Source organism: Gemmatimonadaceae bacterium (genome assembly GCA_035533755.1).
GTDB lineage: Bacteria > Gemmatimonadota > Gemmatimonadetes > Gemmatimonadales > Gemmatimonadaceae > JAGWRI01.
This window is the reverse complement of sequence record DATLTC010000062.1, coordinates 14,592-29,655: the sequence shown is the minus strand read 5'-3', so window position 1 is coordinate 29,655 and position 15,064 is coordinate 14,592. Positions and strand designations below refer to the sequence as shown.

Genomic DNA, 15,064 nt, shown 5'->3' with positions numbered 1-15,064 from the left:
CCATGTCCTGGAGAAGCGCCTCGATCTCCACTCTAACCTAGCCGGGGACCCGCGCCGGGGCGAGCCGCCGCAAACCAGGCAACCAGTCGCTCCAGTCCGTCTCGGTCGGCCGCATCGAAAGCGCCCACGCGCACCGCGTCCACGTCGAGCACTGCGCGCAGCTCGCCCCTGGCATCCAGCACCGGCACGACGATTTCCGACTTGGCCTGCGCGTCACAGGCAATGTGACCGGGGAACTCCTCCACGTTCGGCACCACGATCGTCTCCTTTCGCGCGGCGGCCGTTCCGCAGACGCCGCGGCCGAACGCGATCTCCAAGCATCCCAGCGTGCCCTGATAGGGCCCTACCCGCAACAAGCGCCCGGGCTCCGCCACCCGGTAGAATCCGGTCCACAGGTATCCGAACGCATGGTGGATCAGACAGCTCATCGTCGCCATGGCGGCGATCTCGTCATCCACACCGTCGAGCACGGCGGTGACGTGCTGCTGCAGCGTCTCATACGCTTCGGCCTTGGGCCGTCCGCGAAGGTCGAGGGTGATCTCCGACATCGTCAGCGCGAAATCGCAGACACGAGCTGCGCATTGATCAGGAACAGGGCAGCGCCCTGCAGGACGACGCCGATCCCCGTGCCCGTGAGATTCAGTCGGCGATCGTGCGCCCACCCGAGCAGCCCGATGGCCGCTCCCACCGCCACCACGCCAACGTCGAGGCCGAGGTTGAACCAGAGCAGCCGGTCCAGGCGTGTCGCGCCGGCGAGATCGCGCATCCGCACGCCGTGCCAGGTCACCGCCACGTACGCGATTTCGAGCACGCCCCAGACGATCGTCTGCATCGCGAAGTGCCTCAGGATCGTCGCTCCGGGACGGCGCCACGCGAGCGCCACGAAGATCAGGGTGCCGGCGAGCACGCTCGATCCACCCCATACTAGCAGGCGAAAGAGGTGCATCTGTTCGGCGCGGAGGAGGTCGTCGGCAAACATGCGGGCGGAAGTCTTTACCGGTGGCGGTCACTGCATCCTAGTCAGTCGCGCCGGTACCGTGGTAGTCTCGGGCAATGGACGCGCGGCCGAGGACGTGAATCGCCGTCGGCAATACGGGGAGTTGACGACGCCGGCCGGGGACCGCTAAGTTCATCGCACGATGGCGACCATCCGCACCCACCACGACACGCACCATCACCACGGCATCACGGGCCGGGGTAGGGCACGCGTGCGCGGATAGGAGTTCAGACCGTCCCTCGCTTGCTCCTGCTGGCCCGTCACCCGCTGACGGGCCTTTCTTTTTATCTCCAAGGGATTGCTCATGTTGAAGATTGCGCTGCCCAACAAGGGACGGCTGGCCGACGAGGCGCGGGATCTGTTCCGCGATGCGGGTCTCGAAATTCGGGCTCGCGGTGACCGGGCTCTCACGGCGTCGTTGGGTGGAGAGTTCCAGGCGCTGTTCGTGCGCGCCCAGGACATTCCGGAGTTTGTCGCCGATGGCGCGGCCGACGCCGGCGTGACCGGGTGGGATCTCGTCCGCGAGTCGGGGCGCCCGGTCCGGGTGGTGGCCGACCTCGAGTTCGGCCGGTGTCGACTGGCGGTCGCGGCCCGTGAGGACAGCGGGATCCAGCGCGTTGCCGACGTGCCGAGTGGGACGCGGGTTGCCACCACGTTCCCTCGGATCACGGCGGCCTTCTTCGCCGAGAACGACCGCGCGGTCGAGGTCGTCCCGATTTCTGGCGCCGCCGAGATCGCTCCCCACATCGGCATTGCCGACGTGATCGTGGATCTCGTCTCCACAGGATCCACGCTGCGCGTCAACGGCCTCCGCGAGGTCGCCACGGTGCTCGAATCCACGGCGCGCCTCATCGTCGCCGATGACGCCTCGCACCTCGACGAGGTCCAGCATCAAGCGGTGGAGGAGCTCGCGGCCGCCCTGCTGTCGGTGCTCCGGGCGCGCAGCCAACGCTATCTGATGGCCAACGTGCCGCGCGATCAGATGCCGCGGGTTCGTGAGGTCATGCCTGGCCTCAACGGTCCTACGGTGATCGACATTCTCAACGGAGGCACCATGGTCGCCGTGCACGCGGTCGTTCCAGCCGCCGGGGTATATCGCACCATCGCGCGGCTCAAGGCGCTGGGCGCGGAAGGCATTCTCATCACGCGCATCGAGAGGCTCATGGCATGACCGGTGCCGCGTCGGATCAACCTGCTCTGCGATTCTTCGGCCCCCTCGCCGGGCTCGACGCGTCACAGCGCCGTGCGCTGCTCGATCGCACCACGTCGGGCGACGACGACGTGCGCCGCGCCACCGCGGAGATTGTCGCCGATGTTCGCCGTCGCGGTGATGTCGCGCTCCGCGAACTCGCGGCACGGTTTGACGGGGTCACGCTCGAGGAATTCGAGGTCCCGGTCGCTCGATGGGACGCGGCACTCGACGGACTCGATGCCGGCCTGCGCAACGCGATGGAACGCGCGGCGCGCAACATCGCCACGGTGCAACGCGCCTTCCTCCCCTCGATCGCCGAAGTCGTTCCGGAGCCCGGCATCCTCGTCGGACGCCGCCCCGACCCACTCGCCTGCGTGGGCGTATACGCCCCGGGAGGGCGCGCCACTTACCCGAGCAGCGTATTGATGGGCGCCGTCCCGGCCCGTGTGGCCGGAGTAGGGCAGGTCGTGCTCTGCTCGCCACCCGGTCCGGGCGGACTTCCCATGCCCGTGGTGCTCGCGGCGGCGAGGATCGCGCAGGTGGATCGGGTGTTCGCGCTCGGCGGCGCCGGCGCCGTAGCCGCGATGGCTTTCGGAACCGAGACGGTTCCCGGGGTGGATCGCATCGTCGGCCCGGGCAACGCCTTCGTCGCCGAGGCCAAGCTCCAGGTCTCCGGGGTGGTCGGTATTGATTCGCCCGCCGGCCCGAGCGAGCTCCTGGTGATCGCCGACGCCCACGCCTCACCCGACGTCGTGGCCCGAGAGCTGGTCGCGCAGGCGGAGCATGATCCGCGCGCGTGTGTGGTTGCCGTCGTGGAGGGCGAGGCGTTTGCGGCGCGGCTCCGTGAGGCGCTCGGCCTCCTCGTTCCGTTGGCGCGGCGCCGCGAGGTCATTGCCCAGGCGCTGGCCGGCCAGGGGGCCATTCTCTGGACCAACACGATCCAGGATGCGGTACGATGGGCCAACGCGTACGCGCCGGAGCACCTGCTCGTTTGCGCCGGCCAGCCCGACCACGTGCTCTCCGGCATCCGCAACGCCGGCACCGTGTTTCTCGGGGAATCCGCGTCCGTCTCGTTCGGGGACTACATGACCGGCGCCAACCACGTGCTCCCCACGGGCGGACTTGCTCGCTCGTATTCGGGACTGTCTGTGCTCGACTTCTTCCGCTGGACCACGTACCAGTCGGTGACGCCGGACGCCGCCGCGCGCCTGGCGGTCGACGTCGATGTGTTCGCCCAAGCCGAAGGCTTGTACGGCCACGCCGCCGCCGCCCGGGCCTGGGTGAGGGAGCGCTGAATGCCGAGTCCTGTGCGCAAGACGCTGGCGGGCCTTCGTCCATACACCGCGACCGACGCCGCGAATGCGGTGGACCTGAGCGACAACACCAATCTCTGGGGCACGCCCCCGCTCGCGCTTGCCGCGATCGGGAACTTGCAGGCGGCGGCATTGTCGCGATACCCAACCACGCCGCCCACCGCATTGAACGAGGCGCTGGGCCGCTACGCGGGCGTGAGCCCAGACATGATCGTGACCGGATGCGGTTCCGATGACCTCATCGACTGTGCGATGCGCGCGTTTGCCGAACCGGGCGACATGATCGCCATGGCGGTCCCGACGTTCTCGATGGTCCCGGTCTTCGCCACGATCAATGGACTTCGGGTGCACATGGTTCCGCTGTCGCCCACATTTGATGTGGACGTCGACGCCCTGCTCGCACCGCGCCCCGCTATCGTCTACCTCTGCTCGCCGAACAATCCCACCGGGACGGCGCTCCCGCTCTCCACCATCGCGCGCGTGGTGCGTGAAGCCCCGGGAGTCGTGCTCCTCGACGAGGCCTACGGCGAGTTCACCGCCGCGCCGGGCTTCTCGCTCGTAAAGGAGCACGACCACGTCGTCATCACGCGCACCCTGTCCAAGGCGTTCGGCCTCGCGGGGCTTCGCATCGGATATGCCGTCCTCGCATCCGCCCTCGCCCAGGCGCTCGCCACGGTGCGCGGCCCGTACAAGCTGAACGTTGCGGCCGAAGCGGCGGCTCTCGCGGCGGTGACCGGAGACGTGGCGTGGGTTCGCGATCGTGCCGCGGAAGCCGCCACGAACCGTGATCGGCTCGGTGTCGTGCTGCGGTCAGCGGGACTCGCGCCGCTTCCGTCGGAATCCAACTTCGTGTGTGTGCCCTGTCGCGCGGCGGCCGACGTCGCGCAGCGCCTTCTGCGCCGTGGCTTTGCCGTTCGTGTGCTCACCGGTCTTCCGCGGATCACGGATTCCCTCGCCGCATCACAGGGCGCGGCACTGCGGATCACTGTGGGGCCGTGGCCGTTGATGGAGCGGTTCGCCGCGGCCTTCCAGGAGGAGTGCGCCACGTGCGTGTGACCGTGTTTGATTATGGAGCCGGCAATCTTCACTCGCTCGTGAAGGCGCTCGAAGGACCGGCGAGGACAATTCATGTCGAGTCCGATCCGGTGGCCGTCGTCCAGACCGACGTTCTCGTGCTGCCGGGAGTTGGCGCTTTTGCCAGTGCTGCCGCGCGTCTCGCTCCAGGACTGACCTCCATGCGCGACGCGCTCAATGCCGGACTTCCATGCATCGGGATTTGCCTGGGCATGCAACTCCTCTTCGACCAGAGCGCGGAGGGACCGGGCTTCGGCCTGGGCATCATTGCTGGAGGCGTCCGACGGTTGTCCGCCGGTCGGGTGCCGCAGATCGGGTGGAATAGCATCGAAGCGTCCACGGACCCGCTGCTGGGCCCGCAGGCGCTCCACACCGCGTATTACGCCAACAGTTACGTCTGCGCCCCCGAGGACCCGGGGTCTGTGGTCGCGTGGACAACGCATGAACGAGATCGCTTTCCCGCTGCCGTTCGGACGCATCGCGTATTGGGCGTCCAATTTCACCCGGAAAAGAGCTCGGCCCCTGGTATCCGGATGCTCCACGACTTTCTGGAGGCGACCCGCGCATGATCGCCATTCCCGCGATCGACCTTCGCGAAGGGGCCTGTGTCCAGCTCGTCGGCGGATCCTATACCAACGAGCGCGTGCGCTTGAGCGATCCGGTGGCGGTCGCGCGCCGGTGGTCGGAGTGCGGATTCCACCGATTGCACGTGGTTGATCTCGACGCCGCCACGGACGTGGGCGATAACACGTCGGTGATCGGAGCGATTCTCGATGAGACCGACGCCGAGGTGCAGGTGGGCGGCGGCGTACGGCACCGCAGCCGCATCGAGGATCTTCTCGCCGCCGGGGCGCACCGCGTCATTCTCGGCACGCGGGCCATCGAGAACTTCGATTGGCTGGCCGACGTCGCGATCTCCCATCCGGGGATCGTGGTCGTAGCGGCCGACGTGCGCGACCGCCGCATCGTCACGCACGGCTGGACCCGGTCCCACCCGATGGACGTATTCGATGTCCTCGCCGAGTTCGTGCACCTGCCTCTTGCCGGTGTGCTCGTGACGGCCGTGCACCGCGAAGGACAGATGGCCGGTCCCGATCTCTCGCTGATGGAGGATCTCGTGGAGGCAACCGACGTGCCGATCATCGCTTCTGGAGGCGTTGGAAGCCGCGACGATCTGTTCGCACTCGAACACCGGGGAGTCGCCGCCGTGGTCATCGGCATGGCGCTCTATACCGGTGCGATCGACCCTTATGCCGTGGCTCAGGAGTTTGCCGAATGACGACCATACGCCGCAAGACCAACGAGACGGAAGTTGAGGTGCAGATCGGCGGCCCCGCTGGCAGCATCGCCACCGGGGTGCCGTTCCTCGACCACATGCTCCACACGCTAGCGCGGTACTCGGGCCTGCCGCTGTCCGTTCAGGCCCGCGGCGATCTGTTGCACCACCTGGTCGAGGACGTGGCGATTGCCCTTGGCACGGCCGTTGCCGGCTACACCCCGACTGCCGCCGCCCGGTACGGCGAGCGCACCATTCCGATGGACGACGCCCTCGTGCAATGTGTGATCGACCTCGGCGGGCGCCCATATTACCGCGGCCCACTGCCCAGCGCGTTGTATGAGCACTGGATGCGCTCGTTCAGCGACAACGCCCGCAGCACGTTGCACATCAGGGTGCTCCGGGGCAGCGACCGGCACCACATCGTGGAGGCCGCCTTCAAAGCACTGGGCCTCGCGCTCCGCGACGCACTCCGCGAAGCCGGCCACCAGGGGGTGTTCAGCACCAAAGGCGCGGTCCTCACCCAGGAGGAGTCCGAATGACCCGCCGCACCGCGGCCGTGTTGGTGAGGCGGGTCTCGTGTTGACCCGTCGCGTCATCGTGTGTCTCGACGTTCGGGGCGATCGCGTCGTCAAGGGCGTCGGGTTCGAATCTCTGCGTGACATCGGCGATCCCGTGCTCCTGGCGCAACAGTATGAGCGCGACGGTGCGGACGAGATTGTCTTTCTCGACATCTCGGCGAGCCGTGAAGATCGGCACACCCTCCTCGAGGTCGTCTGCCGCACCGCCGAACGTCTGTTCATTCCGCTCACCGTGGGCGGCGGGATCCGTTCCGTGAGCGATATCGGTAGCGCCCTGCGCTCGGGCGCCGACAAGGTGAGCATCAACAGTGCCGCGGTGGCGAATCCCCAACTGCTCGCCGACGCGGCCGATCGCTTTGGCGCGCAGTGTGTGGTCGCGAGCATCGACGCTCGTCAGGAAGGTTCCGGGTGGCGCGTGTACACGCACGGGGGCTCGCGCGCTACGGAACTGGACGCACTGGAGTGGGCCGAGACCTGCGCCCGCTGCGGAGCAGGGGAGATTCTCCTCACGAGCATCGACCGCGACGGTTCCGGCGCGGGATACGACCTCGAGCTCACGCGCCGCGTGGCGGAGCTGGTTGCGGTTCCCGTGGTCGCGTCCGGCGGTGCCGGATCGGCCGAACACGTGGTCGAAGCGCTTCGAGACGGCGGCGCCGACGCGGCGTTGGTCGCCGGGATCGTGCACGACGGCCGCTGCACCGTCGCACAGATCAAGGCGCGCATGTCGGCAGCGGCGCTTCCGGTGAGGGCCATTTCGTGACCTCGCCCGCGTCGTTGCTCCTCGAGGCCGTCGTCGACGTGGCCCGCATCGCCGGATCGGTCGCGCTGGCGCATTTTCGCACCGACCTCGTGGCGGAGACCAAGGCCGACGGCTCGCCCGTCACCGTCGCCGACCGTGGCGCCGAGCGCGCGGCGCGCGATTGGATTACCCACCGCTTTCCCACCGACGGGATTGTTGGTGAGGAGTTGGGCGAGGAACGTCACTCCGCTGCACGGCACTGGATCGTCGATCCCATCGATGGTACGAAGTCGTTCATTCGCGGGGTCCCGCTGTGGGGAACGCTGATCGCCGTCTACGAAGGCACCACGGTGCTTGCCGGCGCGGCGTACTTTCCGGTCATCGACGAACTCGTCGCTGCCTCGCGCGGCGAGGGGGCTTGGTGGAACGGCGTCCGTTGCCGCGTTTCCTCCGTGAGCCTCCTCGCGGAAGCCACGGTGCTCACCACCGACGAACGGTTCTCGGAACATGTCGAGCGCCGTGCCCGGTGGCGCGCCCTCGCCGAGCACGCGGCGCTTGCGAGAAGTTGGGGCGACTGCTTCGGGTATCTCATGGTTGCCACCGGACGGGCCGAGGTCATGGTCGATCCCGTGCTCTCGCCATGGGACGCGGCGCCATTCATTCCGATCATCACCGAAGCCGGCGGAGTGTTTTCGGACTGGAACGGGAGCCCGACGAACTTTGGCGGAAGCGCAATCGCGACCAATCGCGAACTCGCGGTCACCGTCCGCACCGCGCTCGGATGCCCGGTGGACCACCTCCTGGAAGAGGGGCGATAGATGCTCGATCTTGACAGTCTCGATTTCGCCAAGGGCGGCGGGATGATCACCGTCGTCACACAGGACGCGGCCACCGGCTGCGTGCTCATGGTGGCGCACGCCGATCGCGAAGCGCTCGAACGCACCCTCGCTTCCGGCGAGATGCACTACCGCTCCCGCTCGCGAGGCCTCTGGCACAAGGGCGCCACGAGCGGCAACCGACAGCACGTCGTCTCGCTCACGGCAGACTGCGATAACGACGCGGTACTGGCGCTCGTTCGCCCCCTCGGCCCCGCGTGCCACACCGGCCGGATGTCGTGTTTCGCCGACCAGCAATTCGCGTCCGACCCGCTCGGTGCTCTCGATCGGACGATTACCCAGCGCGCATCATCCCTCGACGACTCGCCGAGCTATACGCAGCGGCTGTTCCGCGACCGGAATCTCCGCCTGAAGAAGATCGGCGAGGAGGCTTCGGAATTCGTGCTCGCGTGTGCCGATCAGGATGCGGAACACGCAACCACCGAGGCCGCCGACCTCTGGTACCACAGCCTCGTCGCCCTCCATGCAATCGGCGGATCGCTCGAAGGAATTCTTGCCGTACTGCGGGACCGCGCCAAGCCCAGGGGCTAGAATCGCGCGAACAGCTCGGCCGGAGCTTTCGTCGTGTCACCCACGAACCCGAACAGCGTGCCGTGCATGTACGCTTGCGCCACCCGCTGCACATCCTCAGGCGTGACGGTCCGCAGCTCTGCCACGAATTGGCCGGCCGTCCGGTAGTCACCGTCGTACAGCTCGGCGCGGGCAAGGAACGATGCTTGGTCGGCGTTCGTTTCGTTCTTCAGGAAATAGTCGGTGATGAACTGGCCCACGAGGGCGTGGAGTCCCTCCCGGTCCACCAGCGTCGACTGCAGGCGCCGTACCTCGAAGTACATCGCGTCGAGCGCCGCCGTCGGATCGGTGGTCGTCACGTACAGACCGCCCGCCGAAATCGCCCGCTCCAGGAATGGCGCTTCCACGGCGTACGCCAGGTGTTGTCGCGAGCGCACCTCGGCGAACATGCGACCGCTCAGCACCGCGGTCGCGATCCGTAGTGCCGCATAGTCATGGGTCCCCGCCCGCGGTCCGGGATAGTAACCCAAGATGTAGTTCGTCGGCAGCACGCGTGCGGAAACCGCGAGGCGCTGAACCGATGGCGTGAGCGGAGGCGGACCGATCCATGCATAGGTGCCTACGGGCAGCGTGGCCAGGGTGGCCCGTATCGCGCGCGTGAGCGGACCTCGGTCCACGTTTCCTACCACGATGACCAACAGCCGGGATTGTACCACCGTTGAATCGTGGTATCGCCGTACCTGTGACGGCGTGATCGCGCCGAGCGACTCCGTCGTTCCGCCGGGTGCCATTCGATACGGATGGTTCGCGTAGAGCAGCCCTTCGGCCAGTCGCGCCACGGCAATATCCGGATCGGCTTCTGACTGCGCGGCATCGGTGAGCATCTGCTGGCGCGCGCGCTCTACTGCCGCCGAGTCCAGGCGTGGTGCCACGAGTCGATCGGCAAACACTGCCCAGCTCGAGTCGAACGCCTGGCGAAGAGTGCGCAGCCCGAACGTTGTCCAATCCGCCGATGGTTGGATGACGATCGTCGCTCCGAGCCGTCCGGTGATGGCGCGCAGAGCCTGTCTCGGGTACTTCCCGGTGCCCCCCTCCGAGGCGGCCAGCATCAGCGCCTCGATCCCGGCCGTCGCCGGTGTTGCCTGGCGGTCGCCACCGAGGAGATAGATGTTCGCCGCGACCACATCGTTCGCGGTGTTGCGCCGGAGAATGACATGGACGTGGTCCACGGTGAAGCTCACCGTCGCCGTGTCGGGACGCACCGCCTGGCTCCGCCCCACGCCCGGGACGCCGCACAACAGGATCAGCCCGGCCAGCACGGTCTGCCGCGTCCGCTTCATGGCGTCTCCCCCCAATTACTGAGCTCCGCCGCCGTGAGCCGCACCTGAGCATTGGCCCGGTGGTCGATCAGCACCCCGCGCACATGGGGCTTCCCGATGATGTACTTGTGCGCATATCGCTCCAGATCGGGAATCGTCTCGCGGGCCATCGCGTCCACGTAGCCCAGGTAGTAGTTCAGGCCTGTGACAGCCCACCAGAACCCCAGCTGGTGCGCGAATCCGGAGGCGCGCTCGAGTCCGAACATGGTCCCCGTGATGCGCTGACGCTTGATCGGTTCGAGTTCCGCGGCGGAGAAGTATCCAGGCCTTCCGATCGCATCGAGTTCTCGCTCCAGGGCGGTGATTGCCTGCCGTACATGGTCCGGCGCTGTCTCGCCGCTGATCGTGATCGGTCCGACGTGGTTGAGCGTGTAGTAGTTCACGCCTAATGATTCAAAAATGCCGCTGTCCACGAGGTCGCGTTGGAATCTGGACCCCGGCTGGTTCAACACATCCGAGAATACGTCGGCGGCATACGTTGCTGCCGGGTCTTGCCCCGCACTCGGACCCTGCCATTGCAGCATCACCACCGCCGTGGCAATCGGCTCCTCCACCAGGACGCCGGTATCTGCTCGCAACGGCGGAATCGGCGGAATCGGCCACCGGGTGAATGGGTCCCCGGCGCGCGGCCAGGCACCGAAGATCCTCGCCGCCTTCGCGAACACCGCTCCGGGATTCACGTCGCCGGATATGATCAGCGCGGAATTGTTCGGCACATAGTACCGGTGTTCGATCTCGCGCATCTGGTCCGGCGTCGTGCGGAGAATTGAGGCTCGCTTGCCCAGGGGATCCTTCCGCGACCATGCGGCCCCCCACAACGCATGCCCCATTGCTCGTTGGAATCCAAACCCTGGCTGGGACTCATCCCGGTCGTACTCTCCAATGACGACCGCCCGTTCCCGGTCCAGTTCGTCGGTGCGAAACAGCGGCTTCAAGAGAGCCGACGCCATCAAGCGCATCCCCGCGTCGAGGCTATCGGCGGGCAGCGTGAGGTAGTAGTTCACCCGCTCTTCCTGCGTGGAACCGTTGAACACGGCCCCCAGGGCGGATGCGCGTTCCTGGAATTCGTCCGGTTCGGGGTAGTCTCCGTTCGCCCGGAAGAACATGTGCTCGTAGAGGTGTGACAGCCCTTCATAGCCCCAATCTTGCGTGAAGGAGCCGTTCCGAACGTCGATTTCCACGGTTGCCAGGGGAACGCCGTGGTTTTCCACCACGATCACCTCGAGCCCGTTCGGCAGCACGGTGCGTTGAATGCTGCGTTCGAGTTCGGCACGCTGCGCGCCCGCTGTGCCAACGGCCAGGGCCAAGCCGCCGGCAATCGCCAGAATTCCACGGAGCAGCCGTAGCGGGTACCTGACTGGAGGTGTTTCTTTTGTGTTCACCATGCCTCTCACGTCTCTCGCCCTCGAGCAGTGCGTCGCCCGTCTTGGTGCGGCGCGCGTCCGCCGAAATGTACCGCTGGCGCCGTTCACGACGTTTCGGATCGGCGGTCCCGCAGACCTGTTCTTCGAAGCCACAACTGCCGACGAACTGGCCGACGCGGTCACCGTGGCCAGAGCGCTCGACATTCCGGTCTTCCTACTTGGCCTGGGCGCCAATATCCTCGTCGGCGACCTGGGGTTCCGTGGTCTCGTGATCCGCAACCGCGCGAATCATTGGGATTTTTCTGCCGATGGTCGAGTGTGGTCCGAGACGGGGACGGTGATGGCAACGTTGATCCAGGAGGCCGTCACGCGTGGATGGAGCGGTCTCGAGCACTATGTGGGCATTCCCAGCACCGTCGGCGGCGCGATCTGGCAGAACCTCCACTTTCTATCCCCAGCCCCTGACCGTGCCCGCACGATATTCATCGCGGAGGTATTCGAGTCCGCCGAGTTACTGGAGTTCCACGGTACCCGCCGCACCGTCAGCCGGGACGAGATGCGCTTTGGCTACGACACGAGCCGCTTGCATGACGGCGGCGAGATTGCACTCACGGTGACGCTGCAGCTCTCGCCCGGCAAGCCGGCGGCCATGCAGACCGTCATGCAGGAGAACCTGAGTTGGCGTGGCGCTCGCCATCCGTGGCTCGACCTATATCCCAGCGCCGGGTCCATTTTCAAGAAGATCGAGGGCCAGGGGGCCGGCCGCTTGATTGATCAGGCGGGGCTGAAAGGCTACCGCCACGGCGAAGCTCAGATCTCGCATATCCACGCGAACATCATCGTCAACCTTGGCGGGGCCACGGCCAAACAGGTACGTGAGTTGATCGCGATCGCCCAGACGGCAGTTTTCAAGCAGTTCGGGGTTCATCTGGATGCGGAGATCGGATTCGTCGGCGAGTTCTAGTGACTTTCTGGTGAAGCCCGGCAATACTCCATTTGTGCCGCCATACAGTTGAGATATTGGCGCTATAGTGGCGTGACTAGGACGGATATTCAGTCACGGTTTCGAGAGCCAGGCCTTCCAGCTGTCCTCCGCAAGTCCGATGGTCAGCGAATTTCCGGATCGAACCATGGGCATTCGAAGAACCAGTGGCTCATCCACGAGCAGTTCCAGCCATCGGGTGTCGCTCAACCGGCTGTGGCGTAGCCCAAGTTCGGCAAAGCGCGCGCTGGTCTCATCGATCAGGGCCGGAATCCCAAACTTCTGCGCGAATCGCTTCAGTTCGCCGAGCGACGCCGCCCGCTCCTTGAAATCGACGAAATGGGTCTTCACTCGTCGCTCCGAAAAGAACCGCAGCGCCTTGCGGGTATCCGCGTTCTTCTTGATGCCAAAGATCTGCACTTCCACGATCTCGCTTTCCTCGCCAAGAGGGCGGCCGGCAACAAACCCTTCACCGACAACGCCGTGTCGCGTGTGACGCATGTCGCCTTCACGCCAGCGTGGTGGCTCCCCGGAGCACACGGGCAAACGCTGTGGGGTAAGTTCGCCCGGCGGGTTTCCCTGCCGCCAGGGCACATGGAGCGATGGACCACGCCCGATGGCGACTTTCTCGACTTGTTCCGCGTGCCGGCCCCTCCGGCGGCGCCTCACCTCATCATCCTGCACGGCCTCGAGGGCACGCTTCGCTCGCACTACGCCCGGGGAATCGCGAGCGGCGCCCATGCGGCCGGATGGGGAGTCGACCTGTTGTTGTTCCGCGGGTGCGGCAGTGAGATCAACCGCGCGCCACGCTTCTATCATTCCGGCGACACCGCAGATCTTGCATTCGTTGTGCAGAGAATCGTCCGCGAGCATCCTGACGCGCCCCTGTTGTTTGCCGGCTATTCGCTCGGCGGAAACGTCCTCCTCAAGTGGCTCGGAGAGCATCCCTCGGATGTGCCGTCTTCCGTTCGCGGAGCCGTCGCCGTATCAGTTCCCTTTGATCTCGAGGCCGGCGCGTGCTTTGTCAGCCACGGGTTTTCGCGTATGTACGAACGTCACTTCCTCCGGACGCTCAAGCAGAAGGCGGCGCAGAAACTCGCCCACTTTCCCGGCCTGTTCAATGCGACGGCCCTGCGGTCCGCCCACACGTTGGTGAGCTTCGACGAAGCCGTAACGGCGCCCGTCCACGGATTCTCCAATGCGCACGACTACTATGCCCGCTCCAGCTCTCTGCAGTTTCTGGAGCGCATCTCGCGACCCACGCTTCTGGTGAGTGCCTTCGACGATCCCTTCCTTCCATCAGACGTCCTACGGTCCGTTCAGGCGCGCGCGGGCACCAATCCGGCGCTCACCCCCCTGTTCGTCGAGCATGGCGGCCATGTGGGGTTCGTATCCGGCCCCACCCCTTGGAAGGCCCGCTACTTCGCGGAGGAGCAGGCGCTCACTTTTCTGGCGGGCCTTCTGGATGCGCCGCCAGGAGGCGCGATGACCACGCCGCTTCATTCCGAACCCTGAACCTCGGTCTTCCCGTCGTATTGCTCACCGCGGGGTCGCCGTCCCCTCCGTTTCCCTGGACCGCCTTTTTCTTCAAGCGCTTCGACCCATGACGGTACTCTGGCTTGCCGCGGCAACATTTGGACTTGTCCTACTGGTGTTCGTCATGATCGCCGGCGTGCCGAAACGCGATCCCGCCCTGACGCATGGGGCAGTGAGCCGGCCTCGGACACTCCTGCCCACCATTGGGGCCTTCTGTGCCGCGGCCGGTATCACCGGGTACCTCACCAGGGACCGTCTCGTCGCGTCCGGACTCGGGGGTGCAAGCATCGTGGTCGTCGTCGGAGGGCTGGCGGCGGTGTTTGCGCGATGGGTAGTTCTACGGGCCTTCGCCACACCCTCATCTGACCCGGAAGACGACCCGCAGTACCGCTTCCAGGGACACGTGGCGTGCGTCACCGAGCCCATCGAGCACGCGGGCCAGGGGCGCATCGTGTTCGAAGCGGACGGTCATCGATATGATCTCCGCGCGCGATCGGTCGACGGATCACCGGTGGACGCCAACACCGAGGTCGTGATCGAGCGAATCGATGACGATCTGGCCACGGTCGAACTCTGGTCGTCGGTCGAACAGCGGCTGTGATTCGGGCACACGACATCTGGGGGTTGATGGGATGTCCGATATCGTCTGGTTCGCTATTGTGTTCGTGGGGTTCTTCGTCCTGAGGGCCCTCGCCGCCACCTGGCTGTTCCTGTATCTGCTCCCACGTGGCAGTCGGTGCCCGAACTGTGACGAAGTCACCATCCGCATTCACGCCAAGTGGTCGAATCGACTCCTGCCCTGGTTTCGAACCAGTTGGTGCTATCGTTGTGGATGGGAAGGGCTCCTTCGGAATGAACAGCGGAAGGGATCCGTGAGGGCTCCGGCGTACAGTGAGCGGCACCGGTAAGCTATGCGCCGCTCACCAGGAGCCTCAGCCATTCTGGCCAGTTTCCGCTCAGCTCGAAATAGTCATCGAAGTAGCGGAGGCCAAGTCGGTCAAATTCCTCGAACAGTTCGTCCAGTGACACGCCGTGAATCGGACCGATTACGATCAAGTCGCCCTCAACCCGGAATTCGTCATCGGTGAGTGCTAGCCGTGTATCGAGCGCGTCACGCGTGAGTGCGCTCTGCTCGTAGGCCGCTCGGCGCATGCAGAGGGTAGGGGCGTTGGCGGCGATACGAAGCGCCATATCATCTCCTTGGGGTCGGACGGTTCAGGGAACA

18 protein-coding genes are annotated in these 15,064 nt (G+C 66.0%); 12 read left to right on the top strand and 6 right to left on the bottom strand.

All coding sequences use genetic code 11. The features are described from left to right. Positions 1–32: 32 nt before the first annotated feature. Both VNE60_09690 and VNE60_09685 read right to left on the bottom strand, forming a co-directional pair. Positions 33–548: a GAF domain-containing protein gene (locus VNE60_09690; GenBank protein HVB31783.1), complete on the bottom strand. Its 516-nt coding sequence runs from the start codon at positions 546–548 to the stop codon at positions 33–35. A gap of 2 nt (positions 549–550) precedes the next feature. Then, a complete protein-coding gene (locus VNE60_09685; protein ID HVB31782.1) occupies positions 551–946 on the bottom strand; it encodes a hypothetical protein in 396 nt (131 codons plus the stop codon). A 355-nt stretch (positions 947–1,301) separates the two neighbouring features. Between VNE60_09685 and hisG the strand changes: the two genes are divergently transcribed. Genes hisG through hisIE form a run of 9 tightly spaced genes read left to right on the top strand, consistent with a single transcriptional unit; the run spans position 1,302 to position 8,599 of the window. Continuing rightward, complete coding sequence (gene hisG, locus VNE60_09680) at positions 1,302–2,168, top strand: ATP phosphoribosyltransferase (GenBank protein HVB31781.1); 867 nt, start codon at positions 1,302–1,304, stop codon at positions 2,166–2,168. Continuing rightward, the gene (hisD, locus tag VNE60_09675) at positions 2,165–3,484 is read left to right on the top strand and encodes a histidinol dehydrogenase (protein ID HVB31780.1); all 1,320 of its coding nucleotides are present in this window, start codon (positions 2,165–2,167) and stop codon (positions 3,482–3,484) included. The genes hisG and hisD overlap by 4 nt, the downstream gene beginning before the upstream one ends. Then, positions 3,485–4,558: a histidinol-phosphate transaminase gene (locus VNE60_09670; protein ID HVB31779.1), complete on the top strand. Its 1,074-nt coding sequence runs from the start codon at positions 3,485–3,487 to the stop codon at positions 4,556–4,558. It begins immediately after the preceding gene. Then, on the top strand, positions 4,549–5,145 hold the full coding sequence (gene hisH, locus VNE60_09665) for an imidazole glycerol phosphate synthase subunit HisH (protein ID HVB31778.1): 597 nt from the start codon (positions 4,549–4,551) through the stop codon (positions 5,143–5,145). Before VNE60_09670 ends, hisH begins: the two co-directional genes overlap by 10 nt. Continuing rightward, positions 5,142–5,855 carry a 1-(5-phosphoribosyl)-5-[(5-phosphoribosylamino)methylideneamino]imidazole-4-carboxamide isomerase gene (gene hisA, locus VNE60_09660; protein HVB31777.1) on the top strand — a complete coding sequence of 238 codons (714 nt, stop codon included), beginning with the start codon at positions 5,142–5,144 and terminating at the stop codon, positions 5,853–5,855. Before hisH ends, hisA begins: the two co-directional genes overlap by 4 nt. Continuing rightward, positions 5,852–6,394, top strand: a complete 543-nt coding sequence (locus VNE60_09655) for an imidazoleglycerol-phosphate dehydratase (GenBank protein HVB31776.1) — start codon at positions 5,852–5,854, stop codon at positions 6,392–6,394. Before hisA ends, VNE60_09655 begins: the two co-directional genes overlap by 4 nt. Before the next feature lie 37 nt (positions 6,395–6,431). Continuing rightward, positions 6,432–7,193: an imidazole glycerol phosphate synthase subunit HisF gene (gene hisF, locus VNE60_09650; protein HVB31775.1), complete on the top strand. Its 762-nt coding sequence runs from the start codon at positions 6,432–6,434 to the stop codon at positions 7,191–7,193. Beyond that, the gene (gene hisN / locus VNE60_09645) at positions 7,190–7,990 is read left to right on the top strand and encodes a histidinol-phosphatase (protein HVB31774.1); all 801 of its coding nucleotides are present in this window, start codon (positions 7,190–7,192) and stop codon (positions 7,988–7,990) included. The genes hisF and hisN overlap by 4 nt, the downstream gene beginning before the upstream one ends. Further along, the gene (hisIE, locus tag VNE60_09640; protein HVB31773.1) at positions 7,991–8,599 is read left to right on the top strand and encodes a bifunctional phosphoribosyl-AMP cyclohydrolase/phosphoribosyl-ATP diphosphatase HisIE; all 609 of its coding nucleotides are present in this window, start codon (positions 7,991–7,993) and stop codon (positions 8,597–8,599) included. It begins immediately after the preceding gene. Here hisIE and VNE60_09635 read toward each other — a convergent pair. Continuing rightward, on the bottom strand, positions 8,596–9,897 hold the full coding sequence (locus VNE60_09635) for a pitrilysin family protein (protein HVB31772.1): 1,302 nt from the start codon (positions 9,895–9,897) through the stop codon (positions 8,596–8,598). The genes hisIE and VNE60_09635 overlap by 4 nt on opposite strands. A gap of 17 nt (positions 9,898–9,914) precedes the next feature. Continuing rightward, positions 9,915–11,342, bottom strand: a complete 1,428-nt coding sequence (locus VNE60_09630) for a pitrilysin family protein (GenBank protein ID HVB31771.1) — start codon at positions 11,340–11,342, stop codon at positions 9,915–9,917. Between VNE60_09630 and murB the strand changes: the two genes are divergently transcribed. Next, positions 11,341–12,285 carry a UDP-N-acetylmuramate dehydrogenase gene (gene murB, locus VNE60_09625; GenBank protein HVB31770.1) on the top strand — a complete coding sequence of 315 codons (945 nt, stop codon included), beginning with the start codon at positions 11,341–11,343 and terminating at the stop codon, positions 12,283–12,285. The two genes, VNE60_09630 and murB, sit on opposite strands and share 2 nt — an antisense overlap. A 93-nt stretch (positions 12,286–12,378) precedes the next feature. Here murB and VNE60_09620 read toward each other — a convergent pair whose 3' ends face one another. Continuing rightward, on the bottom strand, positions 12,379–12,804 hold the full coding sequence (locus VNE60_09620; GenBank protein HVB31769.1) for an ArsC/Spx/MgsR family protein: 426 nt from the start codon (positions 12,802–12,804) through the stop codon (positions 12,379–12,381). A gap of 93 nt (positions 12,805–12,897) precedes the next feature. Here VNE60_09620 and VNE60_09615 point away from each other — a divergent pair, with 93 nt between their 5' ends. Beyond that, a complete protein-coding gene (locus VNE60_09615) occupies positions 12,898–13,818 on the top strand; it encodes an alpha/beta fold hydrolase (GenBank protein HVB31768.1) in 921 nt (306 codons plus the stop codon). Positions 13,819–13,906: 88 nt separating this feature from the next. After that, positions 13,907–14,440 carry an NfeD family protein gene (locus tag VNE60_09610; GenBank protein ID HVB31767.1) on the top strand — a complete coding sequence of 178 codons (534 nt, stop codon included), beginning with the start codon at positions 13,907–13,909 and terminating at the stop codon, positions 14,438–14,440. A 308-nt stretch (positions 14,441–14,748) separates the two neighbouring features. On the opposite strand, the gene VNE60_09605 is transcribed toward VNE60_09610, so the two are convergent. Further along, positions 14,749–15,030 carry a hypothetical protein gene (locus VNE60_09605; GenBank protein ID HVB31766.1) on the bottom strand — a complete coding sequence of 94 codons (282 nt, stop codon included), beginning with the start codon at positions 15,028–15,030 and terminating at the stop codon, positions 14,749–14,751. Between the last annotated feature and the right edge of the window lie 34 nt (positions 15,031–15,064).